Here is a 14,300-nt window from a genome sequence, read left to right as displayed (position 1 = left end):
GCACCATACATTCAGATCGTATAGTGCCGGATTAAAAAGCCTTGCTTTAATTTTGTCTGGGGGGAGACGGACGGTTATTTCTCTTTCCTCCGTTATTATTATTCCTTTTTCCCCGGAAATCTTTTCTTTTGTAGTTGCCACCCTTGCCCTTGCTAAAAGAACGTGGCTTGTATTCCGGAGCTTCTCCCAATTCTTCAGGAATAGGAATTTTATAAATCTCTTTTTCCAGGAAGTTCTCAATACTTTTGAAGTTGCTTTGCTCTTTCTCGCTGATAAACGTAAGTGCTACACCATCGTTATTGGCACGTGCCGTACGTCCGATGCGGTGTACATAATCCTCGCTATCGTGAGGCACGTCGAAGTTGATAACCAGTCGAATATCATCAATGTCGATACCACGTGCAACGATATCCGTAGCTACCAATATATTGATTCGTCCGGCTTTAAACTCGTGCATAACAGTTTCCCGTTGAGCCTGTTCCAGATCCGAATGCATTTCCCCTACATTCAGTTTCATGGACTTCAAGGCCTTAGCCACTTCTTTGACTTTGATTTTGGAAGAAGCAAAGACGATCACACGCTCCGGAACTTCATCCATAAAAAGACTGCGTATAATTCCCAACTTTTGATTCTCGTAACAAACATATGCCGCCTGAATAATCTTTTCTGCAGGTTTAGAAACTGCAAGCTTTATCTCTGACGGATTATTTAAGATTGTGTTTGCCAATTGCTGAATCTTTGCAGGCATTGTTGCAGAAAACATGATTGTCTGTCGTTCCTTCGGCAGATATTTCGCAATTTGCATGATATCTTCATAAAATCCCATGTCGAGCATCCGGTCTGCTTCATCCAGAATAAAATAAGAAACCTTGGAAAGATCTACATATCCAAGGCTTAAATGGGCGATCAGACGTCCGGGAGTAGCAATAACAACATCAGCTCCTAAAGTGAGTCCTTTTTTCTGTTGTTCGAACAATACTCCATCATTTCCACCGTATACGGCAACACTCGATACCGGCATGAAATAAGAAAACCCTTCCATTTGCTGGTCAATCTGTTGGGCCAATTCCCGGGTAGGAGACATGATGACACAATTAATCGCATCTTCCGGATGTTTACCTTCAGATAATTTATTCAATACAGGCAGTAGAAATGCAGCCGTTTTACCTGTTCCTGTCTGTGCTACTGCGATCAAATCTTTACCCTCAAGTATGATTGGAATTGCCTGCTCCTGTATAGGCGTACATTCGTCAAATCGCATGGCATCAAGCGCCTCAAGCACATTTGCATTTAATTGTAGTTCGGAAAACTTCATTCTTTTATTTAATTTGTCAGCAAAGATAATCTATTTTTTTGTCTAATTACATATTCAAGTAAGAATCTTTGAATCCGAGGAAATAGAGCACCCCATCCAGTCCGATGGTGTTGATCGATTGCTTGGCATTTGCCACCACTTTAGGCTTTGCGTGGAAGGCGATTCCCAGTCCGGCAACCCCTAGCATAGGGAGGTCGTTAGCTCCGTCTCCTACAGCGATGGTCTGTGCAATATCCACCTTTTCCACTTGTGCAATGAGGCGGAGCAATTCAGCTTTCCGTTTTCCGTCTACTACATCTCCCAGGTAACGTCCGGTCAGTTTGCCATCAATAATTTCCAGTTCGTTGGCATAGACGTAATCTATACCGTATTTTTTTTGCAGGTATTGACCGAAATAAGTGAATCCTCCCGAAAGGATGGCGATTTTGTAACCGTACTTCTTCAATACATACATCAGCCGCTCTACACCCTCTGTGATAGGCAAGCTCTCGGCTATTTCCTGCATTACCGATTCGTCCAGCCCTTTCAATAGTGCTACACGGCGGGTAAAGCTCTCTGTAAAGTCTATTTCTCCACGCATGGCGCTTTCTGTGATGGCCTTTACTTCGTCGCCTACACCGGCACGGATAGCCAGTTCGTCAATCACCTCTGTTTCGATTAATGTAGAGTCCATATCAAAACAGATTAGACGGCGCATACGACGGTACATATTATCCTGTTGGAAAGAAAAGTCCATTTCCAATTCGCTGGCCAACTTCATCAGCTTCTCCTGCATCGCAATGCGATCTTTCGGAGTACCTCTCACTGAAAACTCAATGCAAGCCCTGGTACGTGTATCTGCCTGACATTCATCCAACGGGATACGACCTGTCAGACGTTTAATAGCGTCGATATTCATGCCCTGCTCGGCTAAGATGCTTGTAGCGGCAGAAATCTGTCGGGCGGAAAGCTTGCGTCCCAGAACCGTCAGGATATAACGGTTTTTCCCTTGCATACCTACCCAGTTTTCATATTGCTCGGTGGTGATAGGTTCAAACCGGATGGTCACTCCCAGAGAAGAAGCCTTGAACAACAGTTCCTTCATAATGAATCCGGAATGTCTTTCTTCACTCTTGAACAGGATACCCAGCGATAATGTATTATGAATATCTGCCTGGCCGATATCGAGAATCGTGGCATCATATTTGGCAAGGATTTCGGTCACGGAAGCAGTCAGTCCCGGGCGATCTTCGCCGGTAACTCGAATCAGAATCAATTCAGTATTTGATGGTTGCATAAAAAATAGACTTTAACTCTGCAAAAGTAGAGAAAAAAGTTCGTTTTTATGCTAAATAACATAAAAAGTTATACCCCAAAAGTGAGATTTTTGCTTATTTGCTTGGAAGTTAATTTAATATTTACTTACCTTTGCACCCGGTTTCAAAAATAAAGGCTCTGATAATCAGCGGATTCCTCTTCGCCTGATGCCTGAAAAGACAACGTTTCGGGAAGAAACCACTGTTTAAGGACAGGCCCGGATAGTATTAACTAAAACCTAATTACATGAAGCATGTAAAATGGATTTTTGTTGTATTACTGATTTGTTCCTTGACCGCTTTCGTTGAGAAAGACAAACCTACCGGAGGTTTGAGTGAGGGTGACGTAGCCCCTGATTTTAAAATCGAATCTACGTCAGACGGGCAACCCGCCTTTAAATTGGGAAATTTGAAAGGTAAATATGTGTTGCTAAGTTTTTGGGCAAGTTATGACGCGCAGTCCCGGATGCAAAATGTAAGTTTGAGCAATGCGCTTCGTTCTTCTCATAATGTGGAAATGGTTTCTATTTCATTTGACGAATATCAGTCAATATTTAAGGAAACCGTTCGTAAGGATCAAATAGTTACGCCCACTTGTTTCGTGGAAACAGAAGGCGAGGATTCCGGCTTATTTAAGAAGTACCGTTTAAACCGGGGATTCACTAACTATTTATTGGATGGAAATGGTGTAATTATAGCCAAAAACATCTCTGCTGCAGATCTTTCTGCTTATGTAAAAGAAGTCGGTTAACGATTTTAAGAATGTAAGGAGAAAGAGGGATTTTCCAAATCACCGTCAGGTGAAAACAATGGAGAATAGACAAAAGAGGAAATGGATACAACAAAAAAGTTCCGCCTGCACTTGCATTAGCAAGAATAGGCGGAACTTCTCTTTTATACTTTTCGTTTATCCGGTGCATCCAAAACACTAAGATCTTGTATCTTAAAATACTATTTCTTAAATGAAAAAGCCGTGGGTAAGGAATCAGAAAACTTACAGAAATTATCTGCCAAACAAAATATTTCAATAACTTTGCATTCTGTAAATATAGTGATAAAGGTTTGGTATGTGTTTATAATTAGACACTATAAATATGCTACTTTTATTGTTATTCTCCAAATAATCAAATAATTATAATTCGTCGAACTGACGTTATATACGAAAAGGTATGAAATCTAATGACTCCACCCTCTCTGCATGGGAAAAGATGCAACTTGACATGATTTACGATGACTTCGATGAAGATTTGTTTAAACGCCGTGTAGAGGCAAAAAACATCTTCAAGAAGTTCAATCAAACAACCGATGAACAACCCGAAGAGCGTAAGCAGCTGTTGAAAGAGCTATTTGGTAGTATTGGAGAAAATGTGTATATTGAGCCAAACTTTATTTGTGAGTTTGGTAAGAACATTTACATCGGCAATGACGTTTACATCAACTTCGGTGCTGTGTTACTTGATTGCTCACGTATCACCATCGGCAACCATGTTCTCATAGGTCCTAATGTAGGTATGTACAGTGCCAACCACAGTCTTGATCCCGAGGAGCGTGCTCTGGGAGCACTCATAGGCGGTCGCATCACCATTGGTGACAAGGTGTGGATAGCCGGCAATGTAAAAATCATGGCAGGTGTAACTATAGGCGAAGGAGCCGTCATCGGTTGTGGAAGCATCGTCACGCATGATATTCCTCCCCGTACCCTTGCTGCAGGCAATCCTTGTCGTATCATCAAGCAAATAACCGAAGCGGACAAGGTTGGATTCGTGAAATAACGTTCATAAGAAGAAACTGAATGCACCAGATGATAAAGTAAAGGCACGAATCCGTGAAGACTGTGGAAGGCTTGCCTACCTTTTATTTAGGCGCCTTCTGGTACAAGAAGAATGCGATACCCGCATAAAGGATATTAGGAATCCAGACTGCAATGGCAGGCGGCACATTTCCGTTCACGGCAAAGGTAGAAGTAATCGTCTGGAACAGAATATAAGAGAAACTTAATCCTAATCCGATACCCAGATGAAGTCCCATACCACCTTTCGTTTTTCGGGACGAAAGCGATACACCGATGATGGTAAGGATGAAAGAGGCGAACGACATAGCGATTCGTTTGTGATATTCAATCTCAAACTCCTTGATGTTGGCAAATCCTCTTCGTTTCTGTTTGGCGATATAATCGCTCAATTCGGGACTGGTCAGCATTTCCTGCTGATTTTTCATGATAAGAAAGTCAGAAGGTTCCATGTTGATGATAGAGTCTATTCGGTCTCCCTTAGTGATATTTTCCTTTAAACCATCCAGTTCGCGTACCATATAATCGTGGATCGTCCATTTATGAACGGTGGTGGTGTCGTAGGTAATCCGTCGTGCAGTTAAATGCGAAACTAATTTTTTATCCACAAATTTATCCAATGAAAAGCGGTTACCGGTTTTCATTGCGTTGTTATAGTTGTCGATATATGCAATCACTCCGCTATCCACTTCCAGCTGCACATTGCTTACCGAGTTTTGTTTCTTTGGTTTGATATACCGATCTTCAAAATTCAGACGCGTAACACTTCCTTTCGGAATCACATACGAACTTAGTGTGAAGGTGACCAATGCGATGATAGCGGCAGAAATCATATAAGGGCGCATCATCCTTTTAAAGCTCATACCGGTGGAGAACATCGCGATAATTTCGGAGTTTTCTGCCAGTTTGGAGGTAAAGAAAATAACAGCAATGAATACGAACAATGGACTGAACAGATTGGAGAAATAGGGGATAAAGTTCATGTAGTATTCAAAGATGATTTTATCCCATGGAGCTTCATGCTCCATTAGTTTGTCCATCTTTTCGTTGAAGTCGAATACCACTGCAATAGAAATGATTAGTGCAATAGCAAATACGTATGTCCCCAAGAACTTCTTGATGATATACCAGTCCAGCCGTTTTATAAATCGATTGCTTTTCATTTCTTATAATCTAGTTGATACTCTTTTAACCATCATCGGCTTCCAGGTCGAGAAATCTCCGGCAATAATGTGCTTTCTTGCTTCCCCTGCCAGCCACAGATAGAATGCCAGATTGTGTATGGAAGCGATTTGCATAGCCAGTAGCTCTTGTGCATGGAAAAGATGGCGCAAATAAGCCTTGCTGTACAATGTATCCACGCAAGAGGCTCCGTCGGCTTCAATAGGAGAGAAGTCTGTTTCCCATTTTTTGTTCCGCATATTGATAATGCCATCTTTGGTGAACAACATGCCATTTCGTCCGTTTCTTGTAGGCATAACGCAGTCGAACATATCCACGCCGCGTTCTATTCCTTCAAGAATGTTGACAGGAGTTCCGACCCCCATCAGGTAACGGGGTTTGTCTTTGGGAAGTATTTCATTGACAATCTCGATCATTTCATACATCTTGTCTACCGGTTCACCTACCGCCAAACCGCCGATAGCATTCCCGTCAGCACCTTTGGACGCTACAAACTCTGCAGATTGCTTGCGCAGGTCAGGATAAACGCATCCCTGGACGATGGGGAAGAGAGACTGGTTGTAACCGTATTTAGGTTCTGTCTCATTAAAACGTTGTATACAACGGTCGAGCCACCTGTGGGTTAATCCTAATGACTTTTTGGCATACTCGTAATCCGAGTCGCCCGGAGGACATTCGTCAAAAGCCATCATAATATCCGCACCGATAGTCCGTTCAATGTCCATCACCTTCTCCGGAGTGAAGATGTGCTTGCTTCCGTCGATATGCGAACGAAATTCAGCTCCTTCTTCACGCAGCTTTCTGATTCCGGCTAATGAAAATACCTGAAAACCACCGCTGTCAGTCAGCATGGGGCGGTCGAAACCGTTAAAGCGGTGCAGTCCGCCTGCTTTCTCGATCACGTCCAATCCCGGACGCAAATAGAGGTGATAGGTATTACCCAGAATAATCTGTGCCTGAATGTCTTCTTTTAATTCGGTCAGATGTACTCCCTTTACAGTGCCCAGTGTGCCCACCGGCATGAAGATAGGTGTTTGTATCTGCCCGTGGTCTGTTGTTATCAGACCGGCACGGGCATTACTTTTAGTGTCTGTATATTGTAACTCAAATGTCATTCCTGGCTGGGTTTCTTAACAGATAAATCAATAGGATCCGTTACTTTTTCGTTGGTCAATGCAATAGCGAATACCTCTTTTATATCGTTTACATAGTGGAAAGTCAGTCCTTTCAAATAAATATCCTGAATTTCATCTATGTTCTTTTTGTTCTCGGCACTCATGATGATTTCCTTGATTCCGGCACGTTTGGCTGCCAATATCTTCTCCTTGATGCCACCCACAGGAAGCACTTTGCCGCGAAGAGTGATTTCTCCCGTCATGGCAATGTTGGCTTTCACTTTTCTTTGAGTCAGGGCAGAAGCCAGTGAAGTGGCCATCGTGATACCTGCTGATGGACCGTCTTTCGGAATAGCCCCTTCAGGAACGTGGATATGGATATTCCAGTTGTCAAAGATCTCTTCGTCCAGACTAAGGACAGAAGCATGCGCCTTGATATATTCAAGTGCCAGCATGGCAGATTCTTTCATCACATCTCCCAAGTTACCGGTCAATGTAAGACGTCCGCCCTTGCCGCGGCTCAAACTGGTTTCTACAAATAAGATTTCGCCTCCGACAGCTGTCCATGCCAATCCGGTGACTACACCTGCGTAATCATTTCCCTGATACTTGTCGCGTGTATATTCGGGTGCTCCGAGGAAATCATACAAATCTGTCGGTTTGATTTCCGTCTTAGCGAAATAACCGTCCGTAGCATATTGGCGAGCCGATTTGCGAAGAATCTTACCGATCTTCTTTTCCAGTTCGCGAACGCCGCTTTCACGGGTATATGACTCGATTATAGCTTCCAGCGTATCTTTAGGAAGCTTGATATCCGTTTTTTTGAGTCCGTTGGCTTCCAATTCTTTGGGTAGCAGATGCTTGCGGGCAATCTCGACTTTCTCTTCCGTGATATATCCGCTTACTTCAATCAATTCCATACGGTCCAGCAACGGACCGGGGATTGTGTTCAGGTTGTTGGCTGTTGCAATAAACAATACCTTGGAGAGATCGTAGTCTACATCTAGGAAGTTATCATGGAAAGAAGTATTCTGTTCCGGGTCGAGCACTTCCAGCAATGCAGAAGAAGGGTCCCCCTGACGGTCGGCACTGACCTTGTCTATTTCATCCAAGATGAAAACAGGATTGGAAGCACCGGCTTTTATCAAGCTCTTGATGATTCGTCCGGGCATAGCACCGATATAAGTCTTACGATGACCACGAATCTCCGCTTCGTCATGCACACCACCTAAAGACATACGTACATATTTCCGTTTGAGCGCAGATGCGATGGATCTTCCAAGAGATGTTTTACCCACTCCCGGAGGGCCATACAAGCAGATAATCGGTGATTTCATATCACCTTTCAGCTTCAATACGGCTAAGTGTTCCAAAATACGTTCTTTTACTTTCTCCAGTCCGTAATGGTCTTTGTTCAACGTCTTTTCTGCGTTTTTAAGGTTCAGATTGTCAGTTGTATAAGTACCCCATGGGAGATTGAGCATCGTTTGCAGATAGTTGAGCTGTACGCTGTAATCCGGAGATTGCGGGTGAGTACGCTCCAGTTTGGCAAGTTCTTTCATGAACGTGTCTCTGACTTCTAAATTCCAGCGCATTCTTTCTGCCTTCTGGCGCATTTCCTCTATTTCCTGCTCTTGGCCGCCGCCACCCAGTTCATCCTGAATAGTCTTGATCTGCTGTTGCAGGAAGTATTCGCGTTGTTGCTGGTCGATATCTTCACGGGCACGCATTTGGATGGATGCCTTGATTTCTGCCAACTGCACTTCACGGTTCAGAATTTCCAGTAAGTGATAAGTGCGTTCACGCAATGAGTTGATGCTCAACAAGTCCATCTTCTCATCTTTCTTGAACGGCAGGTTTGAGCAGATGAAATTGACCAGGAACATTGGGTTGTTGATGTTTTTAATAGCAAACGACGAATCCTGATGCATCACATCTGACGATTTGATGTATCTCATTGTCAAGTCCTTGCAAGTTTCCACCAAGGCTTGAAACTCTTTATCATCTTTGCCTGGGACATCTTCCTCCAAAAGTTGTATTTCACCTTTCAGGTACGGATGAGTTTCGATGATGTTTGTCAGACTTAAACGTTTCATTCCCTGAAGAATGACAGTTGTTGTCTGATCGGGCATTTCCAATATCCGCACAATTCGTCCTACGGTACCGATATTGTGTAAATCCTCCAGTTTCGGATCTTCTGTATGTGCCGATCTCTGGCATACTACTGCAATATCTTTATGTTTCTTGTCGGCATCTCGTACGAGTTTCAGAGAAGACTTGCGGCCTACCGTGATCGGCAGGAATACTCCAGGAAACAACACCATATTACGTAAGGGGAGTACTGGAAGAATTTCACCAGATTTCACATTTACATCAAATGCTTGTTCATCGTTCCCATCATAGTCTGTGATTAGCGAGAAGCTGTTATCGCCTCCATCTTCCAATAAATATCTTTCTTTCATCTTTTCGTTTTAATTTAGTTTATGTCATACTGATATGCATAAATCGTTTGCAAAGTTAATTGATTCTCTCTAATAATAAAGCACTGCGCAGAATAAAAACACAAAAACAATGCCAAAATATCGGCTTATAAAGGGAGTATTCCATAATTATTATTTATTTTTGGCGATTTGCAATAAAATAATAGTATAAAACGGCTTTAAGATAAACGGATAAAATGTCGAATCCTTATTTTAAATTTAAGCAATTTACGGTATGGCATGATAAATGTGCCATGAAAGTCGGTACGGATGGAGTACTTCTGGGGGCTTGGACTCTCGTTGAGAGTGCGCACCGGATTCTGGACATTGGGACGGGAACTGGGTTGGTGGCTTTAATGTTGGCGCAACGCAGTTTGCCGGATGCAAATATTGTAGCGTTGGAAATAGACGAAGCGGCTGTCGGGCAAGCCAGGGAAAATATCATTCGTTCGCCTTGGAAGGAGCGGGTAGAAGTGGTGCAGGCTGATTTTAAGAAATACAGGTCTTCGGATAAATTCGACGTAATTGTTTCTAATCCTCCTTATTTTGTCGATTCGCTGGAATGTCCGGATCGTCAGAGAGCCGCGGCTCGTCACAATGATTCTTTGACTTATGAAGATTTGTTGGAAGGAGTAAGCGGATTATTGGCAGAAGACGGATTTTTCACAATGGTGATTCCGGCAGATGTAGCTGAACGGGTAAAAAAGATAGCTTATATGAGAAAGCTATATGCAGTCCGTCAACTGAATGTAATCACTAAGCCCGGCGGTATTCCGAAACGTGTTTTGATTACTTTTTCTTTTTCCAATCAAGAGTGTATTGTAGAAGAACTATTGACAGAACTGGCTCGTCATCAATATAGTGAGGAATATATGACGCTAACCCGGGATTATTATTTGAATATGTAAAAGGGTGACGCTATCCGGTAAAGATAGTGACGGTATATGACAGCGATACCGTCACTATCGCGAGCATATACCGTCACTCTTTCAAAGCTGGTTCAAATACGCTATTTTGAGATCTTTGTTTTGTTCTTTTCTAACTCATAATTCAAGAGAGTAATTTCTAGCTTTTGAACACTATTTTTTAGCAGTACTTTCTGAAGTTGCTCTCGAAGTGAAATTATTATTTTGTCTTTTGATAGTCTTAAATTCAATAAGCTGCTGCAATAACTAAACTACTCTCTTAAATTATTTGTTTTGTATATGCTTTATTTTAAATTCTTTCAGTGACTTTTCTATCTTTTGATAAAGGTCTGTCGTTTTTGTTGAGTATGTAGATAAAGAGCCCCTAGGCTCATCTGCAAATCTGAATAATTCATCTGCATCTGCATATATTGATACTAACTCATTATAAGCATCTTTACAATTTGAAGGATAATCATTTAGTTGTGGCATTATAGCCTCAATTGAATCTTTCTTTTGTTTGAGCCTCTTATAGGTGTCTGTTGTGATTATAAACTCCTGATGCTTCGCTAAGGCTTCATTGAAATCAGTACAATATTCTCCATTGTATTCATGATCATAAATCACTTTTCTCCAAGTATCACAATAATGAAGAGCTATTGCTTCACTTAAATCAGCTTCTTTCTCAATCATGGAAGCGGTATTAGAGAGCTTTGCTATATACTCCTTTTCTGAATTACATGAAACCAAAACGATGGCTAGTATCGCACTCAAATAAAAAAACTTTTTCATCATATCGTTACTTTTGTTATACAATCAATTTATTGGAATCCTGTTTGTAATACTGTATTAGAGTATTACAAGGTTGATATTTTATATTCAAAAAAAACATCTATTTTATTACTTGAAGAATATCCAATGATACGCTTATTTGATTTTTCTGGAATTCTAAAATTCAGAAAGGGACTTTGTGAATGCGAATATAATGAAATGAAAATAACAACGAGCATCAGCAGAGTTTTCTTCATGTGTTTAAGTATTTTGTTTGTTATCGTTTTCTCTATAAACAATGTTTGTATTTCCGCTATAAAGTTAACGCAAAACATTGATAACGCCAAAATAAAAGGGGAATAAAGTTAACAAAATAGATTTTTACTCTAAATTAAATAAAAAAATGAAGATAATGCTAGGAATCTGTTCAAAGATATTTCAAAGAATTGCCCTTTTTATTTGTCCCCAAACAGGGATAATTGCACTTATCCTATATATAATAAAAAAGCCAATACTAATTGTACTGGCTTTATTTTGTGAATCTTGACTTGATTTTCTTCGTCGGGGTAGCGGGATTCGAACCCACGACCCCCTGCTCCCAAAGCAGGTGCGCTAACCGGACTGCGCTACACCCCGAAAAACTTTGAACTTAATAACCCTCTTTTTGTAGTCGGGGTAGCGGGATTCGAACCCACGACCCCCTGCTCCCAAAGCAGGTGCGCTAACCGGACTGCGCTACACCCCGAAAACTTTGGGGTTATTATTTCCAAAAGCGGTGCAAAGATAGGGAGTATTTTTTAATTAACAATAGCTAAGCGAATGTTTTTTATTTATTATTTTTCAATACCTTGAATCTCATTGCTTTGCGGCTTCACTTTTTTTTCTTGGCAGAGATCAGAAGCATCATGGGGCGTCGTAGTTCATCTTTCATTCCCGGAATAGTATCCAACAACTTTTCGTCGGGTTGTGGCTCTATCAGTTCGCATATCTCAAATCCGGTTTGAAGGAGGCTGTTTATATAGGTAGTCAATGTTTTGTGGTATTTGACCACTTCTTCGCCCAGAAAGACTGCCGTGCGTTTACCTTCTGTAAAATAACGATCTACCGGCCAATGGATAGGATTCCTCTCCTGGTCGTAATGCCAATCCTGATTGCCGTAAGCTGTAAATATAGGATGCTCGACAGAAAAGACAAAAGCCCCTCCCGGAGTTAAGCAATGATTAATTTTCCGGCATATATCTATAAAAGATTCGAGGTAATGGAAAGTTAATGAGCTGATAACTATATCATAAGAATCCGGCTGAAAATCAAAGTCCTCAATAGCCATACATTGATATTCAATGAGTGGAGACGGGTTTCTTTTCCGGGCTTCTTCGAGCATTTTTTCAGAAATATCAATTCCGGTAACGTGTGTCGCTCCATGTTCTATTGCATAAATGCAATGCCATCCGAATCCACAGCCTAAATCCAACACCCTTTTTCCTGCAAAATTGGGGAGCATTTTCTGTAATACGTGCCATTCTCCAGCACCTTTCAAACCTTCCACCGAACGGGACATTTGCGAATATTGACTAAAGAAGCGATTATTATCGTATTTGTTTTCTTTCATAATTTATTAAGAGGATAAGTGGAATGAAAGCACAAATATAAGATTTAGTTTGTATATGACGGAAAAGATATACATAAATAATCTGCGGGTATGAACCATCTTTCGCTGTTTTCTGTTCTCTAAATAAGAAATTTAAAATGAAAAGTCTTATGAAAACAAAAAAACAAAACGAAGCAAGTGAAAAAGAAGTGCACTTGTTAGAGCAAAAAGGATATGAAAGAATGGTGAATGAGATTGTCCCCGTACAACAGGGGGAAGCATACCGCAAGCCGAGTAACAAAGCAGTCAAAGAGGCTGTAAAGGAGCTGAATCCCGATGCGAATAGCCTGGGTAGCAGAGGATAATTCCTCTGCTGTTACCCTGATTATTACATCAGTCCCAAAGGTTCAGAGGCTTTCAGTGATTCTCATTTAGGGAAAGTAAGAATAAAATAACTTCCTTTCCCTGATTCCGATTTTATATTGATACTTCCGTCATGCAAAGTTATGATTTGTTTGCACAGGCTCAATCCGATGCCCGAACCGGATGTTTGGGTAGTAGAGTATTGGATAGGAGGGGTGAGGTAAAAAACAGAGGTTCCGTTTGCTTGAAACGAAGCCTCTGAATGTATCAAACGGAGCCTCTTCCGCACAGGTTTGGAGCCTTCATTTAGGGGATAAAAAAAGCGTCTTTTTTCTGAACGCATTGCGAAGGACACGGAAAATATTCCGTCGCAAATTGCGAGAACGGTTTGAAGCCATTGATGATGTAGGTTTCCGTGCCTGTTTTGTCTTCTTTCATTATAAATAATTAAATTGTATATCAAACCTGTATTGTCGGCTTAATTTCCCGCAAAAGTATGAAAAGGAATTGATTTATAACTGTAAAATAAATTGATTTTTAAGGACGTGAATTAGGTGTGTCAAAATCTATTTTTAGTTTTGTTTTGTCGAATAAATTCGGCTGTTAAATCAGTAAACAATAATTATTAAAAAAGCTGATGAAGAAAGAAGATTTGGTTTCGTTTATGAAAGAAATCGCTGTCTTGATAAGTTCAACGAGTTTAAAGTGGACAGCGAAAAATATGAACTCACACTAGCGCTTAACGTGAAAAAGGGTGATTATGCCGCTATCAAGGCCGAGCTGACCAGCAGTAAAGGAATGGAAGTAGCTATTGTAAAAGTTACCACTCGTGCAGCTGCTACTCCCTGGGGTGTAGAACTTACCAGTCCGACATTCAAAGAAGATAAGACGATTGATGTTAACGCTAAGGTAACTTTCTCCTACCGGCAAATACAGTCTGCCAGATGGTCGTTAATAAACCCTGCTGCCTGCAAGTGAGCATAACAAATCGTAGCTCCAAAGAATTTAAATCCTCGTTTCTTCATATCCTTGCTCATGGCATCAGATTCGGGAGATGATACCGGAATCTCACTCAATGACTGAAAGGTATTGATGATCGGTTTTCTTTCGGGAAAGAACGACAGTGTATAGTCGTAAAAACTACCGAATTCTTTTTGTATGGCTAAGAACTGTCTTGCATTTGTAATTGTCGCTTTGATTTTCAGACGGTTTTTCACAATGCCATCAAATTGCATCAGTCGTTCAATATCTTCATCGTTCATTTGTGCCACTCGTTCAGGGTCGAAATCACAAAAGGCTTTGCGATATCCCTCTCGCTTTTTAAGGATAGTTATCCAACTCAATCCTGCTTGAGCACTTTCCAGCACAAGAAACTCAAACTGTGTCTTGTCGTCGGTCACTAACTTTCCCCACTCCTGATCGTGGTATTTCACATACAGTTCGTCAGTTCCGCACCAACCGCAGCGTCCGTTTACTATATCTTGCATAATCACACAT

13 protein-coding genes, 2 tRNA genes and 1 pseudogene are annotated in these 14,300 nt (G+C 41.3%); 5 read left to right on the top strand and 11 right to left on the bottom strand.

Features of this window, described 5'->3' with window-relative positions:
- Positions 1–46: 46 nt before the first annotated feature.
- Both AB3G73_RS04910 and serB read right to left on the bottom strand, forming a co-directional pair.
- A complete protein-coding gene (locus AB3G73_RS04910; protein ID WP_148366660.1) occupies positions 47–1,315 on the bottom strand; it encodes a DEAD/DEAH box helicase in 1,269 nt (422 codons plus the stop codon).
- A 46-nt stretch (positions 1,316–1,361) separates the two neighbouring features.
- Positions 1,362–2,591 (bottom strand): phosphoserine phosphatase SerB, encoded by a 1,230-nt coding sequence (gene serB / locus AB3G73_RS04905; RefSeq protein ID WP_004311666.1) that lies wholly within the window; start codon positions 2,589–2,591, stop codon positions 1,362–1,364.
- Between the two features lie 266 nt (positions 2,592–2,857).
- On the opposite strand from serB, the gene AB3G73_RS04900 reads away from it, so the two are divergent.
- On the top strand, positions 2,858–3,361 hold the full coding sequence (locus tag AB3G73_RS04900; protein ID WP_148366661.1) for a thioredoxin-like domain-containing protein: 504 nt from the start codon (positions 2,858–2,860) through the stop codon (positions 3,359–3,361).
- 418 nt (positions 3,362–3,779) lie between these two features.
- On the top strand, positions 3,780–4,382 hold the full coding sequence (locus tag AB3G73_RS04895; RefSeq protein WP_195650299.1) for a sugar O-acetyltransferase: 603 nt from the start codon (positions 3,780–3,782) through the stop codon (positions 4,380–4,382).
- 82 nt (positions 4,383–4,464) lie between these two features.
- On the opposite strand, the gene AB3G73_RS04890 is transcribed toward AB3G73_RS04895, so the two are convergent.
- The 3 genes from AB3G73_RS04890 to lon are packed head-to-tail and all read right to left on the bottom strand — an operon-like array spanning position 4,465 to position 9,158.
- Complete coding sequence (locus AB3G73_RS04890; RefSeq protein WP_259022948.1) at positions 4,465–5,562, bottom strand: LptF/LptG family permease; 1,098 nt, start codon at positions 5,560–5,562, stop codon at positions 4,465–4,467.
- Between the two features lie 3 nt (positions 5,563–5,565).
- The gene (gene tgt, locus AB3G73_RS04885) at positions 5,566–6,696 is read right to left on the bottom strand and encodes a tRNA guanosine(34) transglycosylase Tgt (RefSeq protein ID WP_004295910.1); all 1,131 of its coding nucleotides are present in this window, start codon (positions 6,694–6,696) and stop codon (positions 5,566–5,568) included.
- A complete protein-coding gene (lon, locus tag AB3G73_RS04880; RefSeq protein ID WP_195650301.1) occupies positions 6,693–9,158 on the bottom strand; it encodes an endopeptidase La in 2,466 nt (821 codons plus the stop codon). The genes tgt and lon overlap by 4 nt, the downstream gene beginning before the upstream one ends.
- A gap of 215 nt (positions 9,159–9,373) precedes the next feature.
- Between lon and AB3G73_RS04875 the strand changes: the two genes are divergently transcribed.
- Positions 9,374–10,084, top strand: coding sequence for a tRNA1(Val) (adenine(37)-N6)-methyltransferase (locus AB3G73_RS04875; protein ID WP_099147034.1), 711 nt, complete (start codon positions 9,374–9,376; stop codon positions 10,082–10,084).
- 282 nt (positions 10,085–10,366) lie between these two features.
- On the opposite strand, the gene AB3G73_RS04870 is transcribed toward AB3G73_RS04875, so the two are convergent.
- The 4 genes from AB3G73_RS04870 to AB3G73_RS04855 all read right to left on the bottom strand — a co-directional run bounded on the left by AB3G73_RS04870 (position 10,367) and on the right by AB3G73_RS04855 (position 12,461).
- Entirely contained in the window at positions 10,367–10,876 is a 510-nt protein-coding gene (locus AB3G73_RS04870) for a hypothetical protein (protein WP_229128677.1), read from the bottom strand.
- Positions 10,877–11,413: 537 nt separating this feature from the next.
- Positions 11,414–11,488 (bottom strand) — tRNA-Pro (locus AB3G73_RS04865).
- Positions 11,489–11,522: 34 nt separating this feature from the next.
- A tRNA-Pro gene (locus AB3G73_RS04860) sits at positions 11,523–11,597 on the bottom strand.
- Between the two features lie 126 nt (positions 11,598–11,723).
- A complete protein-coding gene (locus tag AB3G73_RS04855; RefSeq protein ID WP_217722862.1) occupies positions 11,724–12,461 on the bottom strand; it encodes a bifunctional 2-polyprenyl-6-hydroxyphenol methylase/3-demethylubiquinol 3-O-methyltransferase UbiG in 738 nt (245 codons plus the stop codon).
- A gap of 149 nt (positions 12,462–12,610) precedes the next feature.
- Between AB3G73_RS04855 and AB3G73_RS04850 the strand changes: the two genes are divergently transcribed.
- Positions 12,611–12,805, top strand: coding sequence for a hypothetical protein (locus tag AB3G73_RS04850; protein WP_074558541.1), 195 nt, complete (start codon positions 12,611–12,613; stop codon positions 12,803–12,805).
- Between the two features lie 62 nt (positions 12,806–12,867).
- On the opposite strand, the pseudogene AB3G73_RS04845 reads toward AB3G73_RS04850, so the two are convergent.
- Positions 12,868–13,011: pseudogene (locus tag AB3G73_RS04845) on the bottom strand (ATP-binding protein); the annotation flags it as partial.
- Positions 13,012–13,508: 497 nt separating this feature from the next.
- Between AB3G73_RS04845 and AB3G73_RS04840 the strand changes: the two are divergent.
- The gene (locus AB3G73_RS04840; RefSeq protein ID WP_367743255.1) at positions 13,509–13,781 is read left to right on the top strand and encodes a hypothetical protein; all 273 of its coding nucleotides are present in this window, start codon (positions 13,509–13,511) and stop codon (positions 13,779–13,781) included.
- On the opposite strand, the gene AB3G73_RS04835 is transcribed toward AB3G73_RS04840, so the two are convergent.
- Complete coding sequence (locus AB3G73_RS04835) at positions 13,724–14,290, bottom strand: DNA-3-methyladenine glycosylase I (protein WP_367743253.1); 567 nt, start codon at positions 14,288–14,290, stop codon at positions 13,724–13,726. The two genes, AB3G73_RS04840 and AB3G73_RS04835, sit on opposite strands and share 58 nt — an antisense overlap.
- Positions 14,291–14,300: the final 10 nt, after the last annotated feature.

The sequence above is a fragment of the Bacteroides sp. L008 genome, from assembly GCF_040812255.1.
Taxonomy (GTDB): Bacteria; Bacteroidota; Bacteroidia; order Bacteroidales; family Bacteroidaceae; genus Bacteroides; species Bacteroides vicugnae.
The sequence above is the reverse complement of the archived record's forward strand: the minus strand, read 5'-3'. Positions and strand labels throughout refer to the sequence as shown.